The sequence below is a fragment of the Paenarthrobacter sp. NPDC090520 genome, from assembly GCF_044769205.1.
Classification (GTDB): Bacteria; Actinomycetota; Actinomycetes; order Actinomycetales; family Micrococcaceae; genus Arthrobacter.
The window spans coordinates 423887-449610 of the sequence record NZ_JBIVXM010000002.1; the positions used below are offsets into that span (position 1 = coordinate 423887).

Consider the following 25724-nt stretch of genomic DNA (forward strand, 5'->3'; position numbering starts at 1 on the left):
GTCGGGCAAGGTTCACCAGCGCATCGTAAAGCGGCGCTCCACCAGCCCGGAGACGCAGCCCACTCGAAGGGCCGTCGCGAAGAGTCTGTTCCTGGCGCTCAGCGCTGAAGGCGGCATGGGCCTGCCCAAAGCCATGTTCATCCCCGCTTGACGTGATGCCTTGGAGGCGGCGCGGCCACGGGCGCGTTCAAAGCGCCTGACGTCCCTGCCCACTTCCTCACCCGCGAGCGAAGCATCGATGATGGGTGCCAAGGCTGCGGCGTCCAGCCACCCTAGGTTCATGCCTTGCCCGCCGATCGGACTGATCTCGTGCGCCGCATCGCCCAGCAAGACCACACGCCCGTGCACCATTGAAGAAGCCAGTCGGGACTGAACGCCAAAGGGGCTCAGCATGGTGTTGGTGGCCGGGTCCGGCGCCGCGCCTGTCCTGGCGCTGACCAGCGCGGCCAGGCCACCCGCCGTCGGGCTTGTTGCCGGTGCGCCGAGCCGCACCACCCACCGCCGCACGCCACCAGGCAACGGGAAGGATTCCACGATCCCGTCCGGCTCGAGGTAGAGGACGGCGTCATGTCCATGCCCCGTGGTGTCCTGGAAGTCTCCCATGAGGTAGTAGTCCGGATAGTCCCGGGCCCGCGCGCCGGGCTCGAACCGCTCACGGAACCTGGAATGGGCGCCATCAGCGGCTACAGCCAGCCCGGTCCGGAACCCGAGTGCTCCCGAAGGTGAGTCCGCTCCGATACTGACAGTGCCGCCGTCGTCAATCAGTGTGTGGACGTTGGCACCACGCACAAGTGCCTGCGGGTCCAACGCTGAGACGGCCGCCTCCAGCACCCGTTCCGTCACCGGTTGGGGCACTGCAAGGATGAACGGAAAGCCCGGATCTCCGGAGAAGGGCAATTCGGCGACCCTTTTTCCCCTGCTGTACGCCACGCCCCTCGGGATGCGTATCCCTTCAGCCACGAGCCCGCTGGCGAGTCCCGCCCGCTGGAGCTCCTTCAGGGCAGGAGGGTGAATACCGATGGCCCGCGATCGGTTGCTGCGCGCGGTGCGGCGTTCCAGGATGCGTACCGACCTCCCGCGCTGCAGCAGGAGGACCCCCAGAAAGAGTCCCACAGGGCCCGCGCCGACAATAACAACGTCAGGCTCCACGCGCACCGACGTCCTTGGAGCGGGCCTCCCGAACAAGCAGGTTGTGCCAGGGGCCATTCGGTTCCACGCGCCAACCGTCGGGGGCCACCGCACGCAGTTCTGACGGGGTATAGCTGCGCCTGATGGAGACCAGGCCGTCACCGCAAATGAACGATCCCACGCCAAGCGGCCAGAAACCTGCCGCAAAGAGCGCATAGGCCACATTGCTGCGCCGGAGGTCGTTGTGCAGCGACATCGAGGTGGCCAACTGCTCCGAGTCGCCCAGGACGGCGGCCAGATTGGCAGCGTCAAGGTGGTGCAGCATGTGGTTGGACAGCACAATGTGGAATTCACGCCCCTCCGCCACCAGGTCGGAGCTGAGGGCCTGCCGGTACTCCACTCCTGGCAGGCTCCGGGCCACCGAAGCGAAAGCGAACGCGCGCTCGTCGGGGTCGATCCCCGTCACCCGAAGGTCGTAACCGTCGCGCAATGCCCAGCGGGCCAGGCTGCGGGCGACGTCACCGCCGCCGCAGCCGATATCCAGTACCGAGACGGATTCCCGCAGACGCAAAAGTGGTACAAACCGCTCGCGGTACAACCTGTGCCATCCGGACAGCAGGGCGTTCACCACGGGGAAGCGGGCGTAGCTGCGGTTGAGGCGCTGGAGGTCGCAATCGGGGCGATCCATGTCCTCCACGGCATCCAGGTCCCGTTGCGCGAGGGACCCCCACGGACTCACAGGGCGGGGGAGACCAGCGTCAGGAGTCCCGTCTCCACGGTCAGGCCGGGTCCGAAGGCCATGGAGCAGATCCGTTCCTCACGCTCGTGGGCTGGCCTGTCCAGCATGTACTTGAGGACAAACATCACCGTGGCGCTGCTCATGTTCCCGTACTCCCGCAAGGTCTCCCGGGCAGGGACAAGTTGATCTGCCGTCAGTTCCAGTTTGGACTCCACCTTGTCCAGGATGCTGCGTCCGCCCGGATGGATGGCCCAATGCGTGATGTCCCGGTAGGGCTTGTCGCTGAGTCCGGGTTCCTTGGCGAGGAGCGGTTCCAAAGCGCCCGTGATGTGATCTTCAATGATGTGGGGCACGTAGGAACCGAGGACCATCTCGAAGCCTTCATCGCCGATGTTCCAGGCCATGGCTTCTTCACCCACAGGGGTCAGCACGGTCTCGAAGTGGTCCAGTCTGATGACGGGCTCCGGCCCTTCGGGTTCCCGGGCTGTGACGACGGCTGCCGCGGCTCCGTCGCCGAAGATGGCCGAACCCATGATGGTGTCCGGATCGTTGGAGGTGCGCACGTGCAGGGAGCACAGTTCGGCACAAATGACCAGGACAACAGCCGATGGATCCGCCACACAGAATTGTTTGGCGGCCCTGAGCGCCGGGAACGCGGCGTAGCACCCCATGAACCCCAGATGGTAGCGCTGGACCGAAGGCTGGAGGCCCAGGGCCCTGACCACCTTGTAGTCCGGTCCCGGGTTGAAGAATCCAGTGCAGGAGACGGTGATGACGTGCGTGATGTCATCCAGGCCGATCCCGGGAGCACCTGCCACGGCTGCCTTGCCGGCCTCGATGAAGAGCTTGGTGGCTTCGACGGCGAAAATTTCGTTCCGTGCCTTGGTGCTGGGACTCAGCACGCGGTTGCTTTCGAGGTCGAAGAACTGCGGATTTTCCGGATGGGCATCCAGGCTCAATTCGGCCACGGCCGTGTACCGGGTATCGATGGCGGCGGAGTCGAAGCAGGTAGTGACAAGGCGGGAACCAAGCCTGGTCAGGCCCGGTTGGGCTGCGAAAACATCACGAGCTTGCGATTGGACAAGGATCGTTGGCGGGACTGCGGTTTCGAGGGACCTCATGTAGACCGGCATGCTTCATTCTTAGCGAGTATGGACGCGAAGACAATGGGCCCGGGTTGTTGCCGTGTGTTCACCGTGGCGGCGCATACTGCCCAGTAGTGTGGAACGTACCGTTGCCGCATCCGCGCCAACGAACGAGAATCGAACGTACTGGCCGTAGCAGGCCGGTCAGGGGATGGGCGACGCCGAGGCAGCGGCGCCTGGCAGATGGAGAAATCATGAGCATTGCCGCGAGCACGGAAACGGAATCTTCGGCGTCCCACGTAGCGGACACCCACGACCTCATCCGTGTGCAGGGAGCCCGCGAGAACAACCTCAAGGACGTCAGCATCGACATCCCCAAACGCCGGCTCACGGTGTTCACTGGTGTCTCGGGCTCCGGCAAGAGCTCGCTGGTGTTCGGAACCATCGCCGCCGAATCGCAACGCATGATCAATGAGACCTACAGTGCGTTCGTCCAGGGTTTTATGCCGTCCCTCTCGCGGCCCGACGTGGACATGCTTGAAGGCCTGACCACCGCCATCATTGTTGACCAGGAGCGCATGGGGTCCAACCCCAGGTCCACGGTTGGCACCGCAACCGACGCCAACGCGATGTTGCGCATTCTGTTCAGCAGGCTCGGTCATCCGCATATTGGCTCACCCAATGCGTATTCGTTCAACGTCCCCACCGTCAAGGCCAGTGGAGCCATCACCGTGGAGCGCGGCGAAGGCAAGACCAAGACCGAGAAGGCTTCCTTCAACCGCCTGGGAGGCATGTGTTCCCGGTGCGAAGGCATGGGGTCGGTCAGCGACTTCGATTTCACCGCGCTTTACGATGACAGCAAGTCCCTGAGCGAGGGCGCCTTGACCGTGCCCGGCTACAGCATGGACGGCTGGTACGGTCGCATCTTCAGCGGGACCGGCTACTTCAACATGGACAAGCCGATCGCCAAGTTCACCAAGAAGGAACTTCACGACCTCCTCTACCGCGAACCCACCAAGGTCAAGGTGGAAGGCATCAACCTCACCTACGAAGGCATCATTACCAAGATCCAGAAGTCGATGCTGTCCAAGGATGTGGATGCCCTGCAGCCGCATGTCCGGGCGTTCGTGGAGCGCGCCATCACGTTCACCACGTGCCCGGAGTGTGAAGGGACGCGCCTGAGTCCCGAGGCCCGATCGTCCAAGATCCAGGGCAAGAGCATTGCCGACGTCTGCAAGATGCAGATCAGCGATCTCGCAGGCTGGATCAGGGCATTGGACGAACCATCCGTTGCACCCCTCTTGAAGGGACTGCAGCACCTGCTTGATTCCTTCACCGGCATCGGGCTCGGCTACCTGTCCCTGGACCGTCCCGCCGGTACATTGTCCGGGGGAGAGGCGCAGCGGACAAAGATGATCCGTCACCTGGGTTCGTCCCTGACAGACATCACCTACGTTTTCGACGAGCCAACCATTGGACTCCACCCGCACGACATTGAGCGCATGAACCAGCTGCTGCTGCAGCTTCGGGACAAGGGCAACACAGTGTTGGTGGTGGAGCACAAACCCGAGACCATCGCTATCGCCGACCACGTCGTAGACCTCGGCCCAGGAGCCGGTACCGGAGGTGGAACCGTCTGCTTCGAGGGTGACCTCGACGGTTTGCGGGGGAGCGACACCATTACCGGGCGGCACCTCGATGACCGCGCCGCAATCAAGGACACATTCCGGCCTGCCACGGGCCAGTTTGAGGTACGTGGCGCCTCGACGAACAACCTGCAGGACGTCGACATCGACATTCCACTGGGCGTGCTTTGCGTCCTGACGGGAGTTGCCGGCTCAGGCAAGAGCTCGCTGGTGCACGGATCGGTGGCCAAGCGCGACGGGGTCCTTGTCATCGACCAGGGCGCCATCCGCGGTTCGCGGCGCAGCAACCCGGCCACGTACACGGGACTCCTGGAACCTATCCGCAAGGCTTTCGCCAAAGCCAACGGCGTGAAGCCGGCGTTGTTCAGTTCCAATTCCGAGGGTGCTTGCCCCACATGCAATGGCGCCGGGGTGATCTACACGGATCTGGGTGTCATGGCCACCGTTGAATCGACGTGCGAGGAATGCGAGGGAAAGCGCTTTCAGGCGTCGGTTCTCGAGTACAAGCTGGGCGGACGCAATATTGCAGAAGTGCTTGCAATGTCTGTGAATGAGGCAGAGAGGTTCTTCAGCGAGGGCGACGCCCGCACGCCGGCAGCCCACAAGATCCTGGACCGGCTTGCCGACGTCGGACTGGGATACCTGACGCTGGGCCAGCCGTTGACGACGCTGTCCGGCGGTGAGCGCCAGCGCCTGAAGCTTGCCACCCAGATGTCCGAGAAGGGCGATATCTACATCCTGGACGAGCCCACCACGGGCCTGCACCTGGCCGATGTCCAGAATCTGCTCGGCATGCTAGACCGCCTGGTTGAGTCCGGCAAGTCCGTCATAGTGATCGAACATCACCAAGCGGTCATGGCCCATGCCGACTGGATCATCGATTTGGGACCCGGGGCCGGGCACGACGGCGGCAAGATCGTTTTCGCTGGAACGCCGGCGGAGCTTGTGGCTGGCAGGTCGACGCTGACGGCGAAGCACCTGGCGGCTTACGTAGGCGCCTGACGCGTGCGTATTCGGGGCCGTTTCGGCTGTGCGGGACGGCCCCTCTCCGTGATGTGTCTAAAACGCCGATAATCTACATTATGTAAAGTAGAGGGAATTCGGGATCCCCCGAGGCGCCGACATGCCCAGCCTCCCGGGGTCCGGGTCAAACGTTCTGGGTTGTCCCGGAACGTGCATCCGTGTTGTGCCACGTCACACCGTGTGGCTGGTCACACCTGCTCGAAACCGCATGGTGGCAGCTGTGAGAATTGACAGTGCACGTCAGCGCCCACCACTGAGGAAAACATGCCCGGCGAGATTGCCTACTGCGAAACCTGCTGGACCAACCCTGCCCACGCGTACATCCGGGCGACGCCGATCTGCTCGCAATGCATCACGGAGTTCAACATCACCCGGCTCCCGCGGGTGGCGTACCTGGATGAGCTGCCCTTCGTCACGTTGGATGGACAGCGTCTTAGTGAACCGGACGCGAAATTCAGTGGCGAATACGCCAGGTTCCAGCCCCGCAGCAGCAGGGAACTCGAAGTTGCTTGGCTCAACGAGTTGGTCGGGGCTAACTGACTCTCGCCAGACCCGCGCGGCGTCTAACCGGCGTAGCCGATACAGAGCCGCCATGGGACGCCGGGCAGCTCACGTGAATCCCCGGAATCGACGGGTATGGTTCCACCTACAAAGCGGCCGGTGTTCGTTGCCAGAATTGCTCCATGCTGGTCAACGATGCAGCTGTTGGGCGGCAATGCGCGCAGATGGGGTTCGAACGCAGTCTGGAGTTGGCTGACCGAAACATCGGCGCCCACTACCCCGGCGTACTGGCCGTCTATGGTGATACGCCTGCCGAAAGTCATCACAATCTCATTGGTTCCGCTGGCGTCCACGTAGGCGTGGCTGACGTGGTAGCCGCCCTCCTCTGTGTCCTCCCCCGGCAGCCACGGTACGGTGTTCACCTCATAGAGATCCATATCGATGTACAGCCGCTGGTGGGACTCAGGGCCGGTGGGCGCGTAGCACCACGCTATCCATCCCTCCCCATAGAATTCCTGATCGGCCATGAAGCCGTTGCCGTACAGGAGGGGTACCCCGATGGCCAGTGACCTTCTGGCCACGGCATAAATCTCCGTATCCGCCTTCTCCCGGCTCACGCCCGAGGAAATGCTGGTGCGAACTGCCTGCTCGAGGTCTCGAAGTGAGGCAGCGGCGATCCCCTGGAAAGTGCCGGCAAGCGTCTCGATGGCCGTCACTACGCGGTCCACGGACGGGGGCTTTCCTTTGGTATCGATGGGCGAAACGTCCAGCTCCAACCGTTCGTCGATGACCAGGTTCATGTCCCGCCGCACATGGTCTTCGGCGAGCTGCCGGCTTAGCGCGACGTCGCCGGCCTTGATGGCCTCGACGATCTGCGCGTGATCGTCGGCCGCGGCCTGCCTGCGGGGTGCAGGGTCCATCCAGATCAGTGGGCCAACCTCGGCTTGCAGCTCCGCTTCCTGCCTGGTCAGCCTGACGGAGCCGGAGCTCGCCGCAAGCTCAATGTGGAATTTGCTGTCGGCCCGGATCGCGTCCGCTGGGTGTTCGCTTGTCCGGATTTCATCGGACATGTACTCAAGGCGGGCCAGGGACAGCCGACTGGATCTCTCCGCTGCGGCCGCAGCGGCGCTGCCGGCCAGGAACGCGCGGAACTCGCGGAGGTCGCGCAAATCCTCCAAGGAGTAGGTGCCGACCGACTGTTTTTGCATCCGCGCGACGTCGCCCGTGTTGGCCTTGACGAAGCTTCCTCCGCCCTTGCCGCGCCGGGTCTCCACGAGACCCAATCCCCGCAATTCGGCCAGGGCTGCCCGCAGCGTCAATGTTGACACGCCCATTCTGGTGGCCAGATAGCTTTCGCTCGGCAGTTGGGATCCGTCCTCGAGGACGCCGAGTTCTATGGCGTGCCTAAGGCGCCGGGCGACTTCCTCTCCCCTGTCGGCAGTCTCCAGCGGGGCGAAAGCCAGTTGCTCTTTCCATGTCGACACCGGTACCCGTCCTCCTCGAAGAAAGTGACATTTAACCTTGAATGTCTATTGACCCTTATCAATGAAAGTCTATAGTTAAGAGTACCAATCGAAGAGCAGAAGGGCACCTGTTCCGGTCAGACACAGATCAGTAGTGGTGGTCCAAAACCTAGATGAGGAAAGGAGAAGACGATGACGCGGGAAGAAGCTTACGCACAATGCAACCAGGACTCCTATGTTGAGTTTTATGGTGGCCGCTGGATCGTCGTTCCGTTCGCCCAGGTTGAGCAGCCACAGTTCTTTGTCTGCTCGCCGTTGGCGCTGAGCGCCGCCAGGTAGCCCCTCCCCTCACGCTTCCGGGTGTGTTTTAGTAAAGCCATGGCCGATCCCATCGAGGACTATGCACTGCTGTCGGATCTCCTGACCGGGCCGCTGGTTTCCCGTCGCGGCAGCCTTGATTGGGCATGTTTCCCGAGGTTCGACTCCCCCGCGCAGTTCAGCGCCCTGGTGGGCACTGATGAACACGGACGGTGGTTGCTCGCCCCGGGTGACCCGGAAGCCGTGGTGACTAGCCGCTCATACGTTGATTCGACCTTCATCGTGGAGACACACTGGCGCGCGTCCACGGGTTCCGTCCGGGTCACAGATTTCATGCCGGTAGGGCATGCCACGTCGTCGGTTCTGCGCCGCATCACCGGGCTTGAGGGCGTGGTGGAAATGCACCAGGAACTGGTCATTCGTCCGGGCTACGCGAAGATCGTCCCCTGGACGCGACGAGTCCACGACCTTGATTCCGGCGGGACCATGCTCCAGGCCTTGGCCGGGCCGGACGCTTTGGCCCTTCGCGGCCCGCACCTTCCGGAACCGCACACACACGGTCACGCAGGAGGGTTCACGGTATCGGCGTCGGACATTGTCGACTTCGAGTTGACCTGGTTTCCGTCGCATCGTCCGGCGCCGGCAAGAATCGATGTGGACGCCGCCCTGCAGCAGGCCACTGCCTACTGGACAACGTGGGGCAGCCACTGCCGCTCCAACGGCGACTACGGAGAAGCCGTCAAGCGGTCCCTCTTGGTCCTGCGTGCCCTGACGAACTACGAAACGGGCGGGATTGTCGCCGCCCCCACAACCTCTCTCCCGGAGGAATTTGGCGGCTCCAGGAACTGGGACTACCGGTTTTGCTGGTTGCGTGATGCTGCGTTGACCTTGGAATCGATGTTGACGCATGGCTACGAAACCGAAGCATTGCAGTGGCGTGACTGGCTGCTGCGGGCGCTGGCCGGCCAACCGGAGGACCTTCAGATCATGTACGGCATCGGAGGCGAACGGGACCTGCCGGAGCGGGTTCTCGATCATCTTCCGGGGTACGCAGATTCCCGGCCCGTGCGGATCGGAAATGCGGCCGTGGCACAGTTCCAGGCCGATGTGGTTGGCGAAGTCATGGTGGCTCTGGAGAGACTGCGTATGGCTGGCGGCAAGGAGGACCATTTCTCCTGGACCCTGCAACAGATCTTGCTGGGATTCGTCGAGAAACACCTTGATGACAAGGACTACGGCCTCTGGGAAATACGGGGTGAGCCACGGTTCTTCACCCATTCACGGGTGATGATGTGGGCCGCCTTCGACTGCGGCATTCGTGCAGTTCGAGATCACGGCCTTGAGGGCCCGGCCGGGCATTGGGAGTACCTCCGCGAAAAGCTGCGCGAAGAGATCATGGACCGGGCCTTCAACCCTGGGCTCAATTCTTTTACCCAGACCTACGGCGGAACCCAAACGGACGCAGCCCTCCTGGTCATGCCCCAGGTTGGGTTCCTGCCGTACCGCCACGAACGGATGCTGGGTACGGTGGCACGCCTGGAAGACGAACTGCTGAACGACGGCGGCCTGCTGCTGCGATACAGGACGGAGACGGGTGTGGACGGCCTGGAACCCGGAGAACACCCCTTCCTGGCCTGCTCGTTCTGGCTGGTGGAACAGTACGCCCGAACAGGCAGGGAAGACGATGCCAAACGCCTCATGGACCAGCTGGTGGGGCTCAGCAATGAACTTGGCCTGCTCAGCGAAGAGTACGACACCCAAGAAGGACGGATGGCCGGGAACTATCCCCAAGCCTTCTCGCATCTGGCCCTGGTACGTGCTGCGGATGCGCTCCACGGTGTGGACTTACTCAGCCTGGCCAGGACCCTGTAAGTACGTCACCCTGAGCGCTCCTGCACGGTTCCTGAGTGGGTTGACCCGCCGGAGGCGGCCGGTCAGGCGGCCGCGCCAGGTTCCAAGGGAAGCTCCCACACCTCGTCATTTCCGGCGTGGGAAAGAACTGCACCGGACGTGACATAGTCCCGGGCAGCGGGACCGATCATGCGCAGGCCCACGAGGACCCAGCCGCCGTCCTGGCGGCCCCAACGAAGCCGATGCCGGCGCACAGTGGAGAGGAATCGCGTTTCTGGTTCCCGCGCTATGTCGGTTATCCGGCACCAGCTGATGTACAGGCCGTAGAGGGTATCGATATCCATGCCGTCGTCGGTGTCTTCTTCAATAACCAGGGATTCCTGGATAAAGCGCGCGAAATTGTCTGTGGCCATGACGGCCTCCAATGGGGATGAAAGGCAAGAACCGCCGGGCTGCATCGGCGAAGAGCCTATCCCTCCACGCTACGCATACCTGTCCTGCATCACAAGGGCAGGAATAGACTGGTTCGACCATGACCGGTACCCCAGCCCGTCTCTTCGTCGGAGTCGCTGTTGCAGCGTTCCTGACGTCGGGCTGCTCACCGGCTGTCGACCTCCCCTCTCCCCCGCCCGCGCAGGCAGCCCCAGCCAGCCAGCCCGGTCCGGTCGAATCCGCAGAGGCCATGGCAGGCGACGCGTCACCTACCGCCGCGGCAACCCCGGCACCGCTTCCCGCACCAACCCAGATAGCTGAACCGCAGCCCTTCACCTTCAACCTCTATGAGGACGGCGATTTCGTACCGCAGTACACCTTCGAGTGGTGCGTGGCCGCGAGCATCCAGATGGCTCACAACCTGGTCCGGAAGGGCGGCGAGGGCACGTGGGCAGGGCAGGCCCAACAAGGCGAATTGTGGGAGATGGCCCGGGTGCGTTCGTCCAACGCCTTCAACGGTGCCAACCCCATGGGCTGGGCGGCGGTGCTTGGGGAGGTGGGCATGGGCCCCTACAAGGTGGTGAGCATTCCGGCTTACGAGGACGCACTGCGAACCGCTGCTCGGGCCATGGCCTACACCGGCAGGCCAGTTGGCCTGGTGATGTGGAGTGGACGCCACGCATGGGTGATGAGTGGGTTCGAGTCAGTAGGCGATCCCCGGTTGCATTCGGAGTTCCAGGTAACCGGCATCAGGGTCATGGATCCGCTGTACCCTTACGGCAGTGGCCAATGGGGCCCTTCGCCGGCCCCTGACACGTTGCTGAATCCGGAACAATTGGCCACGCAGTTCGTGGTCCGCGAACCGCGGCGGTGGAGCACCGACCTGCCTACCGGCTACATGCTCGTCTTGCCGCAACAGCCGGGGTCCTAGAGGTCCACCGTCCCACTCTCGCCGACGCTCATCCGCGAATCGGAAACTTTGGACTTTACCCATTGAAGGACGGTCGCAGCGGTTCCGCCCGGAGTGCTCCAGTACTCGGCCGAGTCGGAGTCCACCCGAAGCAGACAGACCTCAGGAGTTTCGGGGCCGTCAGGGAACCATGCTTCTACGGCCTGGTTCCAGAGTTCACGGATGGTGGTCCTGTCCGTGACCACTTCCGCGGTGCCGGCCACGGAGACCCACTCAGTGTTCTTGCCGAAGGAAACGTTGACCCTGCTGTCGCCCCGGATGTGGGCTACCTGCGAGGTGCCCAAGCCTGTAAAGAACCAGAGGTCACCGTCATCACGGACTTCCTGGACGGCCAAAGGGCGGCTGACCAACGCCCCTGATTCGTTGATGGTGGTCAACATGCCAATCTTGGTGTGGTTGATGATGTCCGTGACTTTTGCGATGCCCTGCTCTTCACTCATGGTTGCCTCATTCCACCGTTTGTCCGGGACCCTCCCGGCTTGCCAGCCTATTAGTAAGTTTACTTATTTACTAGTCGGGCAGGCGAAGGCGGCAGGTCACGGGCGTCCCGGGGGCGGTCCCTCGATCAGGGTGGGAACGTACTCGAGGAGTTGGGACCGCCCATCGAAGGTGCGACTCTCCACGAGTTCCAGGGCTACGTCCGGATATCCGTCGTAGATCCGCTCGCTCCCGGTCCGGCCGGTAATGACGGGAAAGACCACCAGCCGGTAACGGTCCACCAGTCCTGCAGACAGCAGTGACCGGGTCAGGCTGAGGCTGCCCAGGGTACTCAAGGTTCCCGTGCGGGTGCGCTTCAGCTCCCGGACGGCCTCCACGGCATCCCCACGTACAAGCTCGGTGTTTGGCCAAGCCAGCGGTTCCTCCACGGATTTGGAGAAGACGATTTTGGGCATAGCTGCCAACCCTGTCAGGCTTGCACCTTCGTCGTCGGAAAACCCTGAGCCTTCGTCCTCCGCCTGCTGGGAAAGGCCGGACATGACCTTATACGTGTTGGCCCCCATCAGAAGGGTGATGTCCTTTTTTCCTTCTTCGTCCAGCCAAGCCAAATATTCCGGTCCTTCCAGCCCCCACCAGCCGGGCCAGCCTTCGCCCGAGGCGTAGCCGTCCAAGGAAATGATGAGATCCACCATCAACTTGGCTGACGTTTTCTCCGCTGCACTTTCACCCATGGTTGGCTCCTCGATTGGCTGGGTTCGGGTGTGGTGGCGGCTATGCTACCGCCGCCGCCGTCCGCCCTTCAAGGACTCCCACCGGCAGGCCACGGCTGCCGGTTTCAGGCACTCCGATCCACGCGGGACCGCCACAGCAAGTAGACAAAGTAGGGCGCGCCCACCAGCGCCGTGGTGATGCCGGCGGGTATCTGGGCCGGGGCAATGATCGTGCGCCCGATGACGTCAGCCAGGACCACTGTAGAAGCGCCGATCAGGGCCGCCACCGGAAGGACACGCACGTGCCGCGCGCCCACCAAGGTGCGTGCAGCGTGAGGAGCCACGAGGCCCACGAACGCAATGACGCCCACCGACGAAACCGCCCCGGCGGTCAGGAGCACTGCCACGGAGAGGAGGATCAACCGGGACCGCGTCAGTTGGATGCCAAGGACGCGGGGCGAATCGTCGTCCACGGCAATCAGGTCGAGGTCCCTCCGCAGGGCGGCCAGCACGGGCACGGCCATCACCAGCGCAAGCAGCGGAGGCAGGACCGACGCGAAGTTTCGCCCGTACGTTGACCCGGAAAGCCAGGTCAGAGCCTTGGTTTGGTTGAACGGATCCGTTGAAACGAGCAGGACGGTAATGATGGCTGCGAGTCCCGCGGAGACGCCGATTCCTATCAGGACAAGCCGGTTCTGCTGCAGGCCTCCGCGGAAGGAGAGGCCAAAGACCAAGACGGCGGAGAACGCGGCTCCCAGTAAAGCCGAGCCGGTAACCACCCACGCTCCAGCCAGTGGTGCTGTGGTGATCACCGCAATGGCTGCCAAACCGCCGCCGCCCGAGACACCCAGGATGCCAGGCTCGGCCAAGGAGTTCCGGGAAACTGCCTGGATGAGGGCGCCGGCAAGGGCCAGCGCCGCACCCGCCAGGACCGCGGCCAGGACCCGCGGCATCCGGGTGCCCAGGATGGCATTAACCCGGTTTCCGGATTGCCCCGTTAACCAATTGGTCAGATCCCCCAGCAGCAATTTGGCATCGCCAAGCAAAGCTCCGGCCACCAGCAGCCCTGCCAGCAGCACCAGCAAGGCCACCAGGACGCCCCTGAAAAACCTGCGCGAGCGCAATCGTGCCAGGGCATCCCCGGCCGCGCTGAGACCGGCGTCGGTCATGCGCAACGCCAAGGCCACCAGGAACACTGCGCCAAAGACGGTGGTCACCGCGCCCGTTGGTACCTCAACGCCGGCCTGGGCGCCGAACAGCCCTCGTACGGCGACATCCGCGCCAACCACGACGATCGCTCCGGCCAACCCGGAAACGGGCAGGAGGGAACGGTGTCTGCCGAGGCCGCGGAGGCGGCTGGCCAGCAAGCGGACGATGGCCGGGGCACATAGCCCGACAAAACCGATGGGTCCCGCGATGGTCACCGCCGCTGCGGACAGGACAACAGCCAGCACGACGGCGGCCACTCGGGCGACGCGCGGATCCGCGCCCGCCAGCCTCGAGGCATCGTCTCCCAAGCCCAGGAGGTCAAGCCTGCGGGACAGTACCAGGAGCAAGGCGACAGCAACCACTACCACCGGCGTGAACTGCAGCAATTCATCACTGCGGGACTGGGCAAGGCTTCCTTGTCCCCAGGCGTACAGCCCGGTTGTTTGCTGGCTGAAAAGCAGCAGGAGGGCGCTGGTCGCCGAATGAAGCCCCAGCGCCAGGGCTGTCCCTGCAAGGACCAGGCGAATGGGGCTACCGTTGCCGTTGGCTCCAGCACCGGACAGCGCCAGCACGAGCACGGCTGCGGCAAGGCCGCCAAGGAAGGCAACTCCACCGGACAAGAGCGCGGGCAAGGTCAAGCCGAACGCCGCTACGCCTACGATCGCGAAATGCGCGCCGGCGTTGACTGCCAAGGTATCCGGTGATGCCAGGACGTTACGGGTTGCCGATTGCAGTGCAGCCCCGGCAACGCCCAGGGCGACGCCCACCAGGAGGCCTGCGACAAGGCGGGGCACGCGGGAGGCGATCAACACCGCTGTCGCCTGGTCCGAGCCGCTGCCGGTGAGCATCCCCAGCAACTTGTCAGGGCCGACGTCGGCCGTCCCTTGCGTCAGGTGGATCAGCGAAAAGGCCACCAGGAGCAGCAGGCCGGCCACGGCGGCGAGGACGGTTCCGGACCAGCGCCGGGAACCTGCAGGAGCGGGGGCGGGAGCGCCCGCCACGGCCGTGGCAGCGGTCATGGCGGGCCTCCGTGCTGTTTGGGTCATGATGCGGCGGTGCTATTTGGTGAGGGATGCCACCAGGGCGTCGACGTACTGCGTCATCGAAGCCGGGCCACCGAACATCCAGATGCCGTCCGGCAGGCGGTGGACGCTTCCGGAAGCGACGAACGGAAGGGACTTCCAGACCGCATTGTTGGTCAGCTCATCGGTGAAGTCGCCGTCGGCGTTGTTGGTGATGTAGGCAAAGCTGTCAGCGTTGATGGCAGTCAATCCCTCGACGTCGGTGGACGCCAGGCCGTACGCGGGATCGCCTTCCATGGGCCAGGGGCTGACCAGGCCAAGTTCGGTGTTGATGTCTGCCAGCAGTGATCCCTTGACGTACGGCCGGACAGAAACCTTGCCGTCGGCCACCCAACCGTCGGCGAAGGCCACGCGCTTTCCTGCGAGCCCGGCCTTTTCAAGGTCGGCCTTGCCCTTTGCCACCGCTGCATCGAACGCGGCGATGGCTTCATCGGCCTTCTTCTCCGTGCCTGTTGCCTTGGCGACGAGCTTGAGGTTGTCCTCTGCCTGGGCGATCTGGCGGCTCGCGTCGGCGGACTTGACCACCACAACGGGAGCGAGCTCCTCAAGCTGCTTGATGACCGGGTCGGCCAGGTCTGTGGTGGCGACAATCAGGTCGGGATCCAGGGAAGCGATGGTGTCGAAGCTGGGTTCGCTGCGGGTTCCGATGTCCTTGGGCGTGCTGTCCAGCTTGCCGGCCGTGACCCAGGCACTGTAACCCTTGACGTCGGCCACACCCACGGGCATGACGCCGAGCGTCGTGAGGTTTTCCACGACGTTCCATTCGGTGCCGACTACGCGCTTGGCGGGTCCGTCGAGTTTGACCTCCGTACCGCGGGCGTCGGTCACGGTGATGGCACCGCCGCCTGCGGCGCCACTGGAGGCCGAACCGGCAGGTGCTTCTGTAGTGCCGCAGCCGGTGAGGAGAAGCGCGGCAGCAGCCGTAGCGGCCAAAGCCTTGGGGATTTTCATGGACGCATGGTCCTTTCCTTGGTGAGGGGTTGGGTTTCGCTGTGCCGGCCCACTGCGCGGGTGCGCAGCCTTCCGGTCAGCGGATCAGTATGGGTAACGATGGGGATGGAATAGACCTCGCTGAGGAGGGCGGGGTCGAGGGCCTCGTGTGCAGGACCCGCCGCAGCGATGCGGCCTTTGGAGAGCACTACCACCTGGTCGGCCAACGCCGCGGCCTCGTCGAGGTCGTGCAACACGACGCCGACGGCTACGCCATGGACGCGGGCGAGGTCGAACACCAGGTCGAAGATTTCCACCTTGTAGCGAAGGTCCAAATGGTTCGTCGGTTCGTCGAGCAGAAGCACCGAGGTGTCCTGGGCCAGGCAGCTGGCCAGCCACACGCGCTGGAGCTGCCCTCCCGAAAGCTCGTGGACTCCCCTGCCGGCCAAGTCGCCGACGCCGGTGAGCAGCATGGCGCGTTCGACGGCGGCAGCCCCCTCGGGGTCGGCGGCCCGCCACCGTCCGCGGTACGGATGGCGGCCGAATTCGACCACGTCACGGACGCTCAGGCCGTGGGGCACCGGGCGGCTCTGCGAGAGCAACGTCACGTGGCGGGCGAAATCGCTGCGCTTCATCATGAGGGCATCAACTGCCTCACCGTCCGAGGGGCTGACGGTAACACTTCCCGACGATGTGGCATGCAAACGTGCCAAGGCCCGCAGCAACGTGGACTTTCCGCTGCCGTTGGGGCCCACCAGGGCGACGATCCGCCCGGGCTCGAGGTTAAGGCCCGCACCGTGGACCACGTCCTTGGCGCCGTAGCGCAGCACAAGGTCGTGGGCCTCGAGGCCGGCCTGTTTTCCCTGCTCAAACACAGTTTGCTCAATCACAGATGGAAGATTAGCTTAGCCTTACCTTATTTAAGAAAACGGCGGCTTCATCTGTTATCGGGGTCACACCCAGGCCTGGTGGTGGCATCATTACGTGCATGTCTTCTGACCAGCTCCCTACTGTCCAGCGCCTTCGTCCCCAAGGGCTCGTGAACAGCCCTGCTTTCAGCCATGTCGCGATCGTGCCGCCTGGCGCAACCACCATTTACGTGGGAGGCCAGAATGCTGTGGATGCGGACGGCCACCTCATTGGACTGGACGATGTTGCAGTACAGTCGGCCCGTGCCTTGGCCAACGCCCGCACCGCCTTGGCCGCAGCCGGAGCAACCCTTTCCGACGTGGTGCAGTGGACCGTGCTCTTTGTGGACGGTGCGGACCTCGGGGCGGGATACGGTGCCATCGCTTCCGAGCTAGCGTCGGATGAACCACCGCTGGTCATGGCCGCACGGGTGGCTGGCCTCGGTGTTCCCGGGGCGCTGGTGGAGATCAGTGCGGTAGCCGCCGTCGTGCACTGACTGTTACGTGAGGTCGCCGCGAGGTGCCTCCGGCAACGCCTCTGGTTCACGGGTCCGAACGTTGCTAGCGTGACGCCATGAGTCCGTCAAAGACCCCGCCCGAGATCCTGGCCATCGACGACTGGGATGTCAGCATTTCAAGTCCGGACAAGGTGGTATTTCCGGAACCGGGGATCACCAAGCTGGACTTGGTGCGGTACTACCTTGCCGTCGCGGAGGGAGCATTGCGCGGTGCGGGCGGCCGTCCGATGGTCCTCAAGCGCTTCCCCAAAGGCATCAACGCCGAGCCGTTCTTCCAAAAACGGGTTCCTGAGAACCATCCACCCTTCATCGACACGGCAACCCTGCATTATTCGTCCGGGACCTCGGCGGAGGAAGCGGTCATCCGGGATGCTGCAGGATTGGCGTGGGTGGTGAACCTGGGGTGCCTCGACCTCAATCCGCATCCTGTACGCGCCGAGGACCTTGACCACCCGGACGAGCTGAGGATCGATTTGGATCCCATGCCGGGAGTGGATTGGTCCCAAATCGTGGATGTTGCTTACGTTGCGGGGGAAGTGCTGGAAGACGTTGGATTGGTGGGATGGCCCAAAACCAGCGGATCCCGGGGTTTGCACATCCTGGTCCGGATTGCGCCGGACCACGACTACAAGCAGGTGCGCCTCGCCGCCGAAACGCTCGCCCGGGAAGTGGAGATCCGGGCGCCCGGACTCGCCACTGCCCGATGGTGGAAGGAGGAGCGCGGAGAGAGCGTCTTCGTTGACTTCAACCAAAACGCCAAGGACCGGACGGTGGCCTCCGCCTACTCGGTGCGGCCGCTCCCCGACGCCAGGGTCTCCACTCCCCTGACCTGGGACGAGCTCGCGACGGCCAGGCCCGGCCAATTCACCGTGTTGACCGTACCGGCGCGCTTCGCGAAACAAGGGGATCCCCATGCAGGGATCGACGGCGCTGCAGGTAGCCTGGACCGGCTCCTCGCCTTGGCCGCCGAGCTGGGACCGGCTGAGAAAGCTCCGCGTTCGGGTGATGGTTCGGGACGGCGGCAGTCGGTCATGCCGCTCATTGAAGTGGCCCGGACCAAGACCAAGGCCGAAGCCCTCGAAGCGCTGGAGGAGTGGAAGGCGCGCCACGCAGCTGTTGTGGCGGAGTTGCACCCCGCCGATGTCCTGGTGGACGGGATGCGCGGCTCAAGCTCCCTGTGGTACCGCGTCCGCATCAACCTCCAGCACGTTCCGGAGGCACAACGCCCGGAGCAGGAAGAGCTGATCGCCAACTACGATCCTTGGGCCGGAAAGGAATGGCCCGGCCTGCCCGGAGCGTGAGCCCGGTCCCCTTGTTCCGCTAGTGCCGTGGGATGTTGCGGAGGTTGCTCCGGGCCATGCTGACCGCCTCCCCTGCCCCACGGTTCAGCACCACCTTGGACATTGCGGTAGCGAAGCCGATGACCTGGGAGCCCGAAATCTTGGGCGGGAGGGACAACGCCTGCGGGTCGGTGATCAGCTCAACCAGCGACGGCCCGGGGTGGGCGAATGCCGAGCGGTACGCCCCTTCAATGTCCGCGGGGTCCGTAACCCGGACAGCATGGAATCCCAGGGCGGTGGCCACTGCCGCATAGTTGACGTCGGGAACGTCAACGCCGAAGTCAGGCAGGCCGTCTACCAACATCTCCAGCTTCACCATGCCCAGCGTGGAGTTGTTGAACACCACCACGTTCACCGGAAGTTTGAGCGCGGCGACCGTGATGAGTTCCCCCAGCAACATGGAGAGGCCGCCGTCCCCCGAAACCGAGACCACCTGGCGTTCCGGGAACGCCACTTGCGCTCCGATGGCGTGCGGCAGGGCGTTCGCCATGGAGCCGTGGAGGAAGGAGCCAATCAGTCTGCGCGTGCCCAAGGGGTTGATGTACCGGGCCGTCCACACATTGCACATTCCGGTGTCGGCAGTGAAGATGGCGTCTTCGGCCGCCGTCTGGTCCAGCAGCGATGCCGCGTACTCCGGGTGGATCGGTTGCTTTTTCTCCACTTTCCGCGTGTAGGCACCCACGGCTTTGTTCATCAAGCGATCGTGCTTCTTGAGCATCTGGTCCAGGAAACGCCGGTTGGTCTTCGGCTTCACCAGGGGCAGCAGGGCGGTGAGGGTAGGCAGGACATCGCCGTGTACGGCGAGATCGACGTCGGTCCGTCTCCCCAGCCGCTGTGCTGCCCTGTCCACCTGGGCCGTGCGGGTGTCCGGCAGGAACTGGTCGTAGGGGAAATCGGTCCCGAGAAGGATCAGCAGGTCAGCGTCCTCGATTCCTTCCGCTGCCGCGCCATATCCAAGCAGTCCCGTCATGCCGATATCGAACGGGTTGTCGTACTGGACGAAGTCCTTGCCCCGCAGGGAGTGTCCAATGGGCGCCTTGGCGAGTTCGGCCAGCGCGATCAGCTCACTGTGTGCTCCCTCAACGCCCGCCCCGGCGAAAATGGCGACCTTGCCGGCGTCGTTGATGGCATCGGCGAGCCTCTGCACGCTCGTCGGATCGGGGATCAGGGAGGCAGGGCGGAAGGTGGCCGGCAGCGGCGAGGGCGCTGTGGCTTCGAGGCCGGCAATATCGCCCGGGAGTGTTACGACGGCCACTCCGCCGAGTGCCAGCGCACTCTGGATGGCGCTGTGCATGACCCTTGGGGCTTGTTCGGCCGTGCTGATCAGTTCCGAGTAGACGGAACACTCATTGAACAGCCGGTCAGGGTGGGTTTCCTGGAAGAATCCGCTGCCGATCTGCTTGCTGGGTATGTGGGAAGCGATGGCCAGTACCGGAGCGCCTGTCCGGTTGGCGTCATAGAGGCCGTTGATCAGGTGAAGGTTGCCGGGACCGCAGGAGCCCGCACACACTGCCAGCTTCCCGGTCAGCTGCGCGTCCGCGGCCGCAGCGAACGCGGCTGCCTCCTCGTGGCGCACGTGGATCCAGTCGATGCCGCCATTTGCGGATCCTCCGGTTTGCCGGACGGCATCCACCAGGGGGTTCAGGCTGTCACCCACAATCCCGTAGATCCGCTGCACCCCCGCAGCCTGGAGTTGTTCAATGAGCTGAGTGGCGAGTTCCTTGGCCATGTGTGCAGACTCCCCTGTTTTGCTTGGTGGCTGACAGGGCCAATATAGCCGCCTTCGCTCAACGGTGTTCCGGCCGCGTCTACGGCAGTTCAGTCAGCGCGGATCCTTTGTGGGCTGCGTGGGCACCCGTTTTCGCGGATTCGACCACGTATTGCGGCTCATCTTCGCTGGCCCGGTGGGTGTTGCCATCAAGCTGAAAATCGCTCGTCTTCTTTTCCACGATCTTGCCGTGCGTCTTGCCTTGGGAGGTGTTCCATTCCACTCGTGTTCCCTTGCTCAGTGCCATGGTGTTCCTTTGCTTGGTCTGGACAGTCCGGGCCTGGATAGCTGGAAGGCGCACCTGTGGGGGCCTTCGCAGACGACGCTAGTGGAGTTGGACTGAGTGCGGAAGTTCCCTTGACGAAGTGGCAGCCCCCGGCAGCAGTTTCGTCTTTTTGTTGGAGGCATATGCGGGCGCAATGGCAGCCTCTTCCTGCGCAACGTGGGGTGCCATAGTGTGGGGCATCCAGCCTGCGGGAGGGTGCAGGGGAATCGGTGGAAGGGAACGCTGGGATGTTGGTCTGTGGAACGTGTGGGGTTGAGCGCGAGGAGCCCACGCCGGAGCTGTGCCCTATCTGTGCCGACGAGCGGCAGTACGTCCCGGAGGAAGGCCAGCGGTGGCTTGGCCTTGACGGGTTGGCGGCGGCTGGGCATCGGGTGGTGTTTGGAGAAAACGAGCCGGGCCTTTGGGGTATTCGGGTAGAACCCAAAGTTGGCATTGGACAAACATCCCAATGGGTTCTCACTCCGGAGGGGTCCGTGATCTGGGACCCGGTTGGCTATGTGGATGACGCCGCCGTGCGGGCCGTGCTTGATCGCGGGCCCGTCCTGGCAATTGCGGCGAGCCATCCGCACATGTTCGGTGTGCAGGTGGAGTGGTCCCGCAGGCTTGGTGGAGTTCCCATCCTGGTGCCCGAGATTGATCGGCAATGGCTGGGCCGCCATGACCCGAACGTTGTTTCGTGGGCGGGGAGCCGGCGCCTCGCGGAGGGGCTGACGCTCCATCAGGCCGGAGGCCACTTTCCGGGCAGTGCCGTGGTGCATTGGGCGGCAGGAGCTGACGGAAGAGGCGTTCTGCTGACGGGCGATACGGTGTTCCCCAACCCGGACCGCCGATCGGTAGCTTTCATGCGCAGTTACCCAAACCATCTTCCCTTGTCCGGCACAGTGGCGTTGCGCCTGGCGGAGGATCTGGGTGGGCTTGAGTTCGACCGGATGTACGGAAACTTCAACAACGTCATTGCATCCGGAGCGAAGGCAGTGCTGAGGAAGTCTGCCGAGAGGCATGCCGCGTGGGCGCGGGGGGATTTCGACCATCTGACCTAGCGTGGCCTGGCGTCCGGCGGGGAACGAGAAGTTACACGCCGGAAACTTCCGCTTGATGGATCGGAAACGCCATGTGTGTTGAATGTCAGTTACCAATGTTTCATGACATGATCCACGAAGGAGTACCAATGTCCACCGAGATCAACTTCCGCTACCTGAGCGAACCCGACATGATCGAAGCCGGCGTCGGCGATCTGGTCCGCTGCACCGACGTCATGGAGGAAGCCCTTGTCCTGCTGCGCCAGGGCGATTACCGGATGGCCGGCGAGAACGGCAACTCCCACGGGGCCATGATCACGTTCCCCGCAGCCCCCGAATTCGCAGGGATGCCCAAGGACGGCCCGGACCGCCGCTTCATGGCGATGCCCGCCTACCTCGGTGGCCGCTTCGGCACCTCCGGTGTGAAGTGGTACGGCTCCAACACGGAAAACCGGCAGAAGGGCCTCCCCCGCTCCATCCACGTGTTCGTCCTCAATGACAGCGACACCGGGGCCCCGTTGGCCATCATGAGCGCCAACCTCCTCAGCGCGTACCGCACCGGTGCCGTTCCCGGCGTCGGGGTCAAGCACCTTGCCAAGGCCGACGCGAAGGTCGCCGCCGTCGTCGGACCCGGCGTGATCGCCCGCTCCGTCCTCTCCACCACCCTGGCCCTTCGCCCCTCCATCGACACCCTCTACGTCAAAGGCCGCAGCGAAGGCAGCACCCAGGCCTTCGTTGACTGGGCCCAGGCCACCTTCCCGCAACTGACCAAGGTTGCCCCGGCTGCAAGCATCGAGGACGCGATCTCCGACGCCGACGTCGTCATGGCCACCACCTCCACCGACGCCGCCGGCAGCGAGGCCTTCCCCTACTTCCCCAAGCACGCCATCAAGCCCGGCGCCCTGCTGCTCCTGCCTGCCGCTGCACGCTTCGATGACGACTTCCTCCAAGGCGACGCCCGCCTGGTCATCGACGCCGAAGGCCTCTACCAGGCCTGGCTCGAAGAATACGGCCCCACCGCCTACCAAATCCTCGGCATCCCCGGATCCCACTGGTTCGGACTCCTCGAAGACGGGAAGATCCCCGCCTCCAAGATCGAAGAAATCGCCGACATCGCCACCGGCAAGCTCCCCGCACGCCGCGACGACGAAGAAATCATCCTCTACTCCGTCGGCGGCATGCCCATCGAAGACGTCGCTTGGGCCACCGAGCTCTACCACACCGCCGACGAAAAGAACATCGGCACCGTCCTGAACCTCTGGGAAACCCCCGCCCTCGCCTGACCCGCCCCACCAAGAAGACCTGCGTTGGGGGCGGCGGTCGCCCGCCCCCAACGCACACCAACTCATCCAACCCAACCCACCGCACCCAACTCAGTCCACTCCACCCAACAAGAACCGTTCGAAAGGGGTTTCCCATGGATACGGGAAATGTCGCCTGGCTGCTGGTCAGCTCGGCCCTGGTTTGTCTCATGATCCCCGCCCTGGCCCTCTTCTACGGAGGAATGGTCGGCTCCAGACGCATCCTGAACATGATGATGATGTGCTTCGGCGGCGTCAGCATCGTCGCCGTCCTCTGGGCCGCGTTCGGCTACTCCGCGGTGTTCGGGAACTCCCTCGGCGGCGCCGGGCTGCTCGGCGACCCCACCCAGTACCTCGGACTGGAACAACTCCTTGCAGAGGACCCCAACGCCGCCATCCCACCGGCCCTGTTCGCCGCGTTCCAGCTCTTCTTCGCAGGCATCACCACCGCCATCATTGCCGGCGCCGCAGCTGGACGCATGAAGTTCGGCGCCTGGATGCTGTTCGCCGCGCTCTGGGCAACAGTGGTCTACCTCCCCGTCGCCCACTGGGTCTTCGCCCTGAACTCCCCCGACGGCAGCATCACCGGCGGCTGGATCCTCAACGGGCTCAAAGCCATCGACTTCGCCGGTGGCACAGCAGTTCACATCAACGCAGGCGTCGCCGCGCTCGCTCTCTCACTGGTCCTTGGCCGAAGCGCCGGATGGCCCAAGAGCGAACACGTCAGGCCCCACAGCAGGCCCCTGGTCCTCGTCGGTGCAGGACTCCTCTGGGTCGGCTGGTACGGCTTCAATGCCGGGTCAGCGCTCGCGGCCGGCAACACCGCCTCCGTCGTTTTCCTGACCACCTCAGTGGCAGGTGCCGCTGCGCTCCTGGGCTGGATCGCCGTCGAGCGCCTCCGCCGCGGGCGCGCCAGCAGCATCGGCGCCGCCTCCGGGCTGGTGGCCGGTCTTGTTGCCATCACTCCTGCGTGCGGCGCAGTCAGCCCGATCGGTGCCATCGCCATCGGAGCCATCGCCGGTGCGGTGTGTTCGCTGGCGGTGGAGTGGAAGTTCCGCCTGGGCTTCGACGACTCCCTGGACGTGGTGGGAGTGCACTTGGTGGGTGGCGTCATCGGCACGTTGCTGATTGGCGTCTTCGCCACCGAAGCAGCCCCGAACAAGGCGGCCGGACTGCTCTACGGCGGCGGTTTTGACCTCCTCGGCACCCAGGCCCTCGCTACGGGAGCCGTGTTGCTGTACTCCTTCGCCGCAACCTGGCTCGTGGCAAAACTCGTTCAGGTGACCGTGGGACTGCGCATCCGGCCGGAAGACGAATTGCGCGGCATCGACATTGCTGCCCACGCCGAAGAGGCCTACCTGGTGGATGAAGAGCCCGAAATGCTCGGCTCCCCCTCCCGTTCCTAAAGCGCCTCGCGTTCGTGAAGAGGGCGGGCTGGAGAATCATCCAGGCCGCCCTCTTCATGCACTTTCAGCGGGCTGCAACCGCGAGGAAGCGAATAGGCAGCTCCACCAGACGCAGCGGACCGTGCGGACCTTCGCCCTCGAAGACCAACGAATCCCCGGTGGCGAGCTCGTACTCGTAAGACCCGTGCCCGTAGACCATCCGACCTTCGAGCATGTAAATGAACTCCGTTCCGGGGTGCTGGAACTGCGGAAAGACATCGGAAGCACTAGTCAGCGTTACGAGGCTGGGCTCAATGGCGTGCTCACGGCGCTTGAGTGAGCCGAGGGAACGGTACTCATGGCCGTGCCGGGTACCGCTCCTGACCGTGACGCTTCCTTCCCCGGCCCGGGTCAGGGTGGCTTCGCGTTCGGTGTCCGCGCCTTGGAACAGCGCCGTCACCGGTACGTTCAAGCCTTGGGCCAGACGCTGCAAGGTAGTCAACGAACACGAAGTGCTGGCCGACTCGATCTTCGAAATCATCGCCTTGGACAAACCTGTGCGATTCGCCAGTTCCGCTGCCGACATCCCGGCGTCCACCCTGTGCCGTTTCACCTGGACAGCGATAACGCCCTCCAAGGCGCCGAGAGTGGCTTCTGATTCCTGGTGCCCTACGGTTTCTTCGGCCTTTTCCGCCCGCCCAGTTGTCATGCGTTTGAGTATAGATGCGTCCCGCCCACACCTTAGGCGGCAGGCCGCCACATAATGGCCGAGCGGAGATCCTTTGCGACCTCAGTCGGGTTGGGCGCTGCGTGGATAGCGGCACCGACGACGGCGACATCCGCGCCCGCCTGCTGGACGGCGTCGATGGTACGTGGCTTGACGCCACCGGCAACCGAAAACGGTACGCCGGATGCTACGCCAGCACGGACCAGCGCATCCAAGTCAAATCCCGGGGCTCGCTGCTCGTCCAGGCCACCGGTCATCTCCACGAACGATGCACCCAGACCCCAGACTTCCTTGGCACGGGCAACCTTGTCCGTGACGCCGATCAGGTCAACTACTACACCCTTGTTCCGGGCTTTTGCGGCTTTGACGGCACCTGCGATGGTGGAGTCGTCCGCAGCACCAAGCACAGTGACCAGATCCGCGCCGGCGCTGAATGCCAGGTCGGCTTCCAGCTCACCCGCGTCCATGGTCTTCATGTCAGCAAAGACGATTTTGTCCGGATGGGCTTCCTTGACGGCCGTGATGACCGCAAGCCCCTCGCACTTAATCAGGGATGTCCCTAGTTCGATGATGTCCACATACCTGGCGACTTTGCCAGCCAGTTCGAGCGCGGCTTCGGTGGTGAGGAGGTCGATGGCTACCTGAAGTTTCATGAGGTGGCTCCTAAAGGGGATACGGCTGTGGAAATGAAACCGGTCCCCGGAGCGGCAGCGGACGACTTTGCCGATGCCGCACCGGGGACCGAAAGTTTGAAACGGACGTGGCGCGGAGCCGTGGTGGCTCCGCGCCGGCGCCTTTGCGTACTTACTTGCTTCCGTGCGGGTGCTGGTTCCCGTTGTGGCAGCAGGTGTCGCTGTCACCTGTTTGGGTGGTGCTGGTGGTGGTGGGGAGGTTGAGGGTGGGGTTTTGGTTGAAGAAGCCGTGGGGTTCGAGCATGAAGCCGATGT

At 63.9% G+C, this 25724-nt stretch carries 24 protein-coding genes; 10 read left to right on the forward strand and 14 right to left on the reverse strand.

The window, feature by feature from the left end:
- Positions 1–12: 12 nt before the first annotated feature.
- The 3 genes from ACIQTZ_RS04600 to ACIQTZ_RS04610 are packed head-to-tail and all read right to left on the reverse strand — an operon-like array spanning position 13 to position 3000.
- Positions 13–1149 carry an FAD-dependent oxidoreductase gene (locus ACIQTZ_RS04600; protein WP_402977907.1) on the reverse strand — a complete coding sequence of 379 codons (1137 nt, stop codon included), beginning with the start codon at positions 1147–1149 and terminating at the stop codon, positions 13–15.
- Positions 1139–1816: a class I SAM-dependent methyltransferase gene (locus ACIQTZ_RS04605; protein WP_402977910.1), complete on the reverse strand. Its 678-nt coding sequence runs from the start codon at positions 1814–1816 to the stop codon at positions 1139–1141. Before ACIQTZ_RS04605 ends, ACIQTZ_RS04600 begins: the two co-directional genes overlap by 11 nt.
- A gap of 47 nt (positions 1817–1863) precedes the next feature.
- Positions 1864–3000 carry a type III polyketide synthase gene (locus tag ACIQTZ_RS04610; protein WP_402977913.1) on the reverse strand — a complete coding sequence of 379 codons (1137 nt, stop codon included), beginning with the start codon at positions 2998–3000 and terminating at the stop codon, positions 1864–1866.
- Positions 3001–3206: 206 nt separating this feature from the next.
- On the opposite strand from ACIQTZ_RS04610, the gene ACIQTZ_RS04615 reads away from it, so the two are divergent.
- Together ACIQTZ_RS04615 and ACIQTZ_RS04620 are read left to right on the forward strand one after the other, a co-directional pair.
- A complete protein-coding gene (locus ACIQTZ_RS04615) occupies positions 3207–5600 on the forward strand; it encodes an ATP-binding cassette domain-containing protein (RefSeq protein ID WP_402977916.1) in 2394 nt (797 codons plus the stop codon).
- A gap of 285 nt (positions 5601–5885) precedes the next feature.
- The gene (locus tag ACIQTZ_RS04620) at positions 5886–6161 is read left to right on the forward strand and encodes a hypothetical protein (protein WP_400332539.1); all 276 of its coding nucleotides are present in this window, start codon (positions 5886–5888) and stop codon (positions 6159–6161) included.
- A gap of 23 nt (positions 6162–6184) precedes the next feature.
- Here ACIQTZ_RS04620 and ACIQTZ_RS04625 read toward each other — a convergent pair whose 3' ends face one another.
- Positions 6185–7606 carry an FCD domain-containing protein gene (locus ACIQTZ_RS04625; protein ID WP_402977919.1) on the reverse strand — a complete coding sequence of 474 codons (1422 nt, stop codon included), beginning with the start codon at positions 7604–7606 and terminating at the stop codon, positions 6185–6187.
- 171 nt (positions 7607–7777) lie between these two features.
- Here ACIQTZ_RS04625 and ACIQTZ_RS04630 point away from each other — a divergent pair, with 171 nt between their 5' ends.
- Positions 7778–7924 carry a hypothetical protein gene (locus ACIQTZ_RS04630; RefSeq protein WP_400332545.1) on the forward strand — a complete coding sequence of 49 codons (147 nt, stop codon included), beginning with the start codon at positions 7778–7780 and terminating at the stop codon, positions 7922–7924.
- A 39-nt stretch (positions 7925–7963) separates the two neighbouring features.
- Positions 7964–9775, forward strand: coding sequence for a glycoside hydrolase family 15 protein (locus tag ACIQTZ_RS04635; RefSeq protein ID WP_402977922.1), 1812 nt, complete (start codon positions 7964–7966; stop codon positions 9773–9775).
- A gap of 62 nt (positions 9776–9837) precedes the next feature.
- Here ACIQTZ_RS04635 and ACIQTZ_RS04640 read toward each other — a convergent pair whose 3' ends face one another.
- Complete coding sequence (locus ACIQTZ_RS04640) at positions 9838–10167, reverse strand: hypothetical protein (RefSeq protein ID WP_402977925.1); 330 nt, start codon at positions 10165–10167, stop codon at positions 9838–9840.
- A gap of 119 nt (positions 10168–10286) precedes the next feature.
- Here ACIQTZ_RS04640 and ACIQTZ_RS04645 point away from each other — a divergent pair, with 119 nt between their 5' ends.
- Complete coding sequence (locus tag ACIQTZ_RS04645; RefSeq protein ID WP_402977928.1) at positions 10287–11117, forward strand: hypothetical protein; 831 nt, start codon at positions 10287–10289, stop codon at positions 11115–11117.
- Here ACIQTZ_RS04645 and ACIQTZ_RS04650 read toward each other — a convergent pair.
- The 5 genes from ACIQTZ_RS04650 to ACIQTZ_RS04670 all read right to left on the reverse strand — a co-directional run bounded on the left by ACIQTZ_RS04650 (position 11114) and on the right by ACIQTZ_RS04670 (position 16415).
- The gene (locus ACIQTZ_RS04650) at positions 11114–11596 is read right to left on the reverse strand and encodes a pyridoxamine 5'-phosphate oxidase family protein (RefSeq protein WP_402977931.1); all 483 of its coding nucleotides are present in this window, start codon (positions 11594–11596) and stop codon (positions 11114–11116) included. The two genes, ACIQTZ_RS04645 and ACIQTZ_RS04650, sit on opposite strands and share 4 nt — an antisense overlap.
- 96 nt (positions 11597–11692) lie before the next feature.
- A complete protein-coding gene (locus ACIQTZ_RS04655; protein ID WP_400332558.1) occupies positions 11693–12325 on the reverse strand; it encodes a dihydrofolate reductase family protein in 633 nt (210 codons plus the stop codon).
- A gap of 104 nt (positions 12326–12429) precedes the next feature.
- The gene (locus tag ACIQTZ_RS04660) at positions 12430–14559 is read right to left on the reverse strand and encodes an iron ABC transporter permease (protein WP_402977934.1); all 2130 of its coding nucleotides are present in this window, start codon (positions 14557–14559) and stop codon (positions 12430–12432) included.
- 12 nt (positions 14560–14571) lie between these two features.
- Positions 14572–15546, reverse strand: a complete 975-nt coding sequence (locus tag ACIQTZ_RS04665) for an ABC transporter substrate-binding protein (RefSeq protein WP_402942362.1) — start codon at positions 15544–15546, stop codon at positions 14572–14574.
- Complete coding sequence (locus ACIQTZ_RS04670; RefSeq protein ID WP_402942360.1) at positions 15543–16415, reverse strand: ABC transporter ATP-binding protein; 873 nt, start codon at positions 16413–16415, stop codon at positions 15543–15545. The genes ACIQTZ_RS04665 and ACIQTZ_RS04670 overlap by 4 nt, the downstream gene beginning before the upstream one ends.
- 98 nt (positions 16416–16513) lie before the next feature.
- On the opposite strand from ACIQTZ_RS04670, the gene ACIQTZ_RS04675 reads away from it, so the two are divergent.
- A complete protein-coding gene (locus ACIQTZ_RS04675; RefSeq protein WP_402977937.1) occupies positions 16514–16930 on the forward strand; it encodes a Rid family hydrolase in 417 nt (138 codons plus the stop codon).
- Positions 16931–17007: 77 nt separating this feature from the next.
- Complete coding sequence (gene ligD, locus ACIQTZ_RS04680; protein ID WP_402977940.1) at positions 17008–18252, forward strand: non-homologous end-joining DNA ligase; 1245 nt, start codon at positions 17008–17010, stop codon at positions 18250–18252.
- Between the two features lie 19 nt (positions 18253–18271).
- Here ligD and ACIQTZ_RS04685 read toward each other — a convergent pair whose 3' ends face one another.
- Together ACIQTZ_RS04685 and ACIQTZ_RS04690 are read right to left on the reverse strand one after the other, a co-directional pair.
- The gene (locus ACIQTZ_RS04685; protein ID WP_402977943.1) at positions 18272–20020 is read right to left on the reverse strand and encodes a pyruvate dehydrogenase; all 1749 of its coding nucleotides are present in this window, start codon (positions 20018–20020) and stop codon (positions 18272–18274) included.
- Between the two features lie 79 nt (positions 20021–20099).
- Positions 20100–20306 (reverse strand): DUF2945 domain-containing protein, encoded by a 207-nt coding sequence (locus tag ACIQTZ_RS04690; RefSeq protein WP_400332577.1) that lies wholly within the window; start codon positions 20304–20306, stop codon positions 20100–20102.
- 266 nt (positions 20307–20572) lie between these two features.
- Between ACIQTZ_RS04690 and ACIQTZ_RS04695 the strand changes: the two genes are divergently transcribed.
- From ACIQTZ_RS04695 to ACIQTZ_RS04705, 3 genes are all read left to right on the forward strand, one after another.
- Positions 20573–21385, forward strand: a complete 813-nt coding sequence (locus tag ACIQTZ_RS04695) for an MBL fold metallo-hydrolase (RefSeq protein WP_402977979.1) — start codon at positions 20573–20575, stop codon at positions 21383–21385.
- Between the two features lie 128 nt (positions 21386–21513).
- Entirely contained in the window at positions 21514–22647 is a 1134-nt protein-coding gene (locus tag ACIQTZ_RS04700; protein ID WP_402977946.1) for a tyramine oxidase subunit B, read from the forward strand.
- A gap of 134 nt (positions 22648–22781) precedes the next feature.
- The gene (locus ACIQTZ_RS04705; RefSeq protein WP_400332582.1) at positions 22782–24071 is read left to right on the forward strand and encodes an ammonium transporter; all 1290 of its coding nucleotides are present in this window, start codon (positions 22782–22784) and stop codon (positions 24069–24071) included.
- Between the two features lie 64 nt (positions 24072–24135).
- Here ACIQTZ_RS04705 and ACIQTZ_RS04710 read toward each other — a convergent pair whose 3' ends face one another.
- Both ACIQTZ_RS04710 and hxlA read right to left on the reverse strand, forming a co-directional pair.
- Positions 24136–24759, reverse strand: a complete 624-nt coding sequence (locus tag ACIQTZ_RS04710; RefSeq protein WP_400332585.1) for a helix-turn-helix domain-containing protein — start codon at positions 24757–24759, stop codon at positions 24136–24138.
- 32 nt (positions 24760–24791) lie between these two features.
- Entirely contained in the window at positions 24792–25430 is a 639-nt protein-coding gene (gene hxlA / locus ACIQTZ_RS04715) for a 3-hexulose-6-phosphate synthase (RefSeq protein ID WP_400332587.1), read from the reverse strand.
- Between the last annotated feature and the right edge of the window lie 294 nt (positions 25431–25724).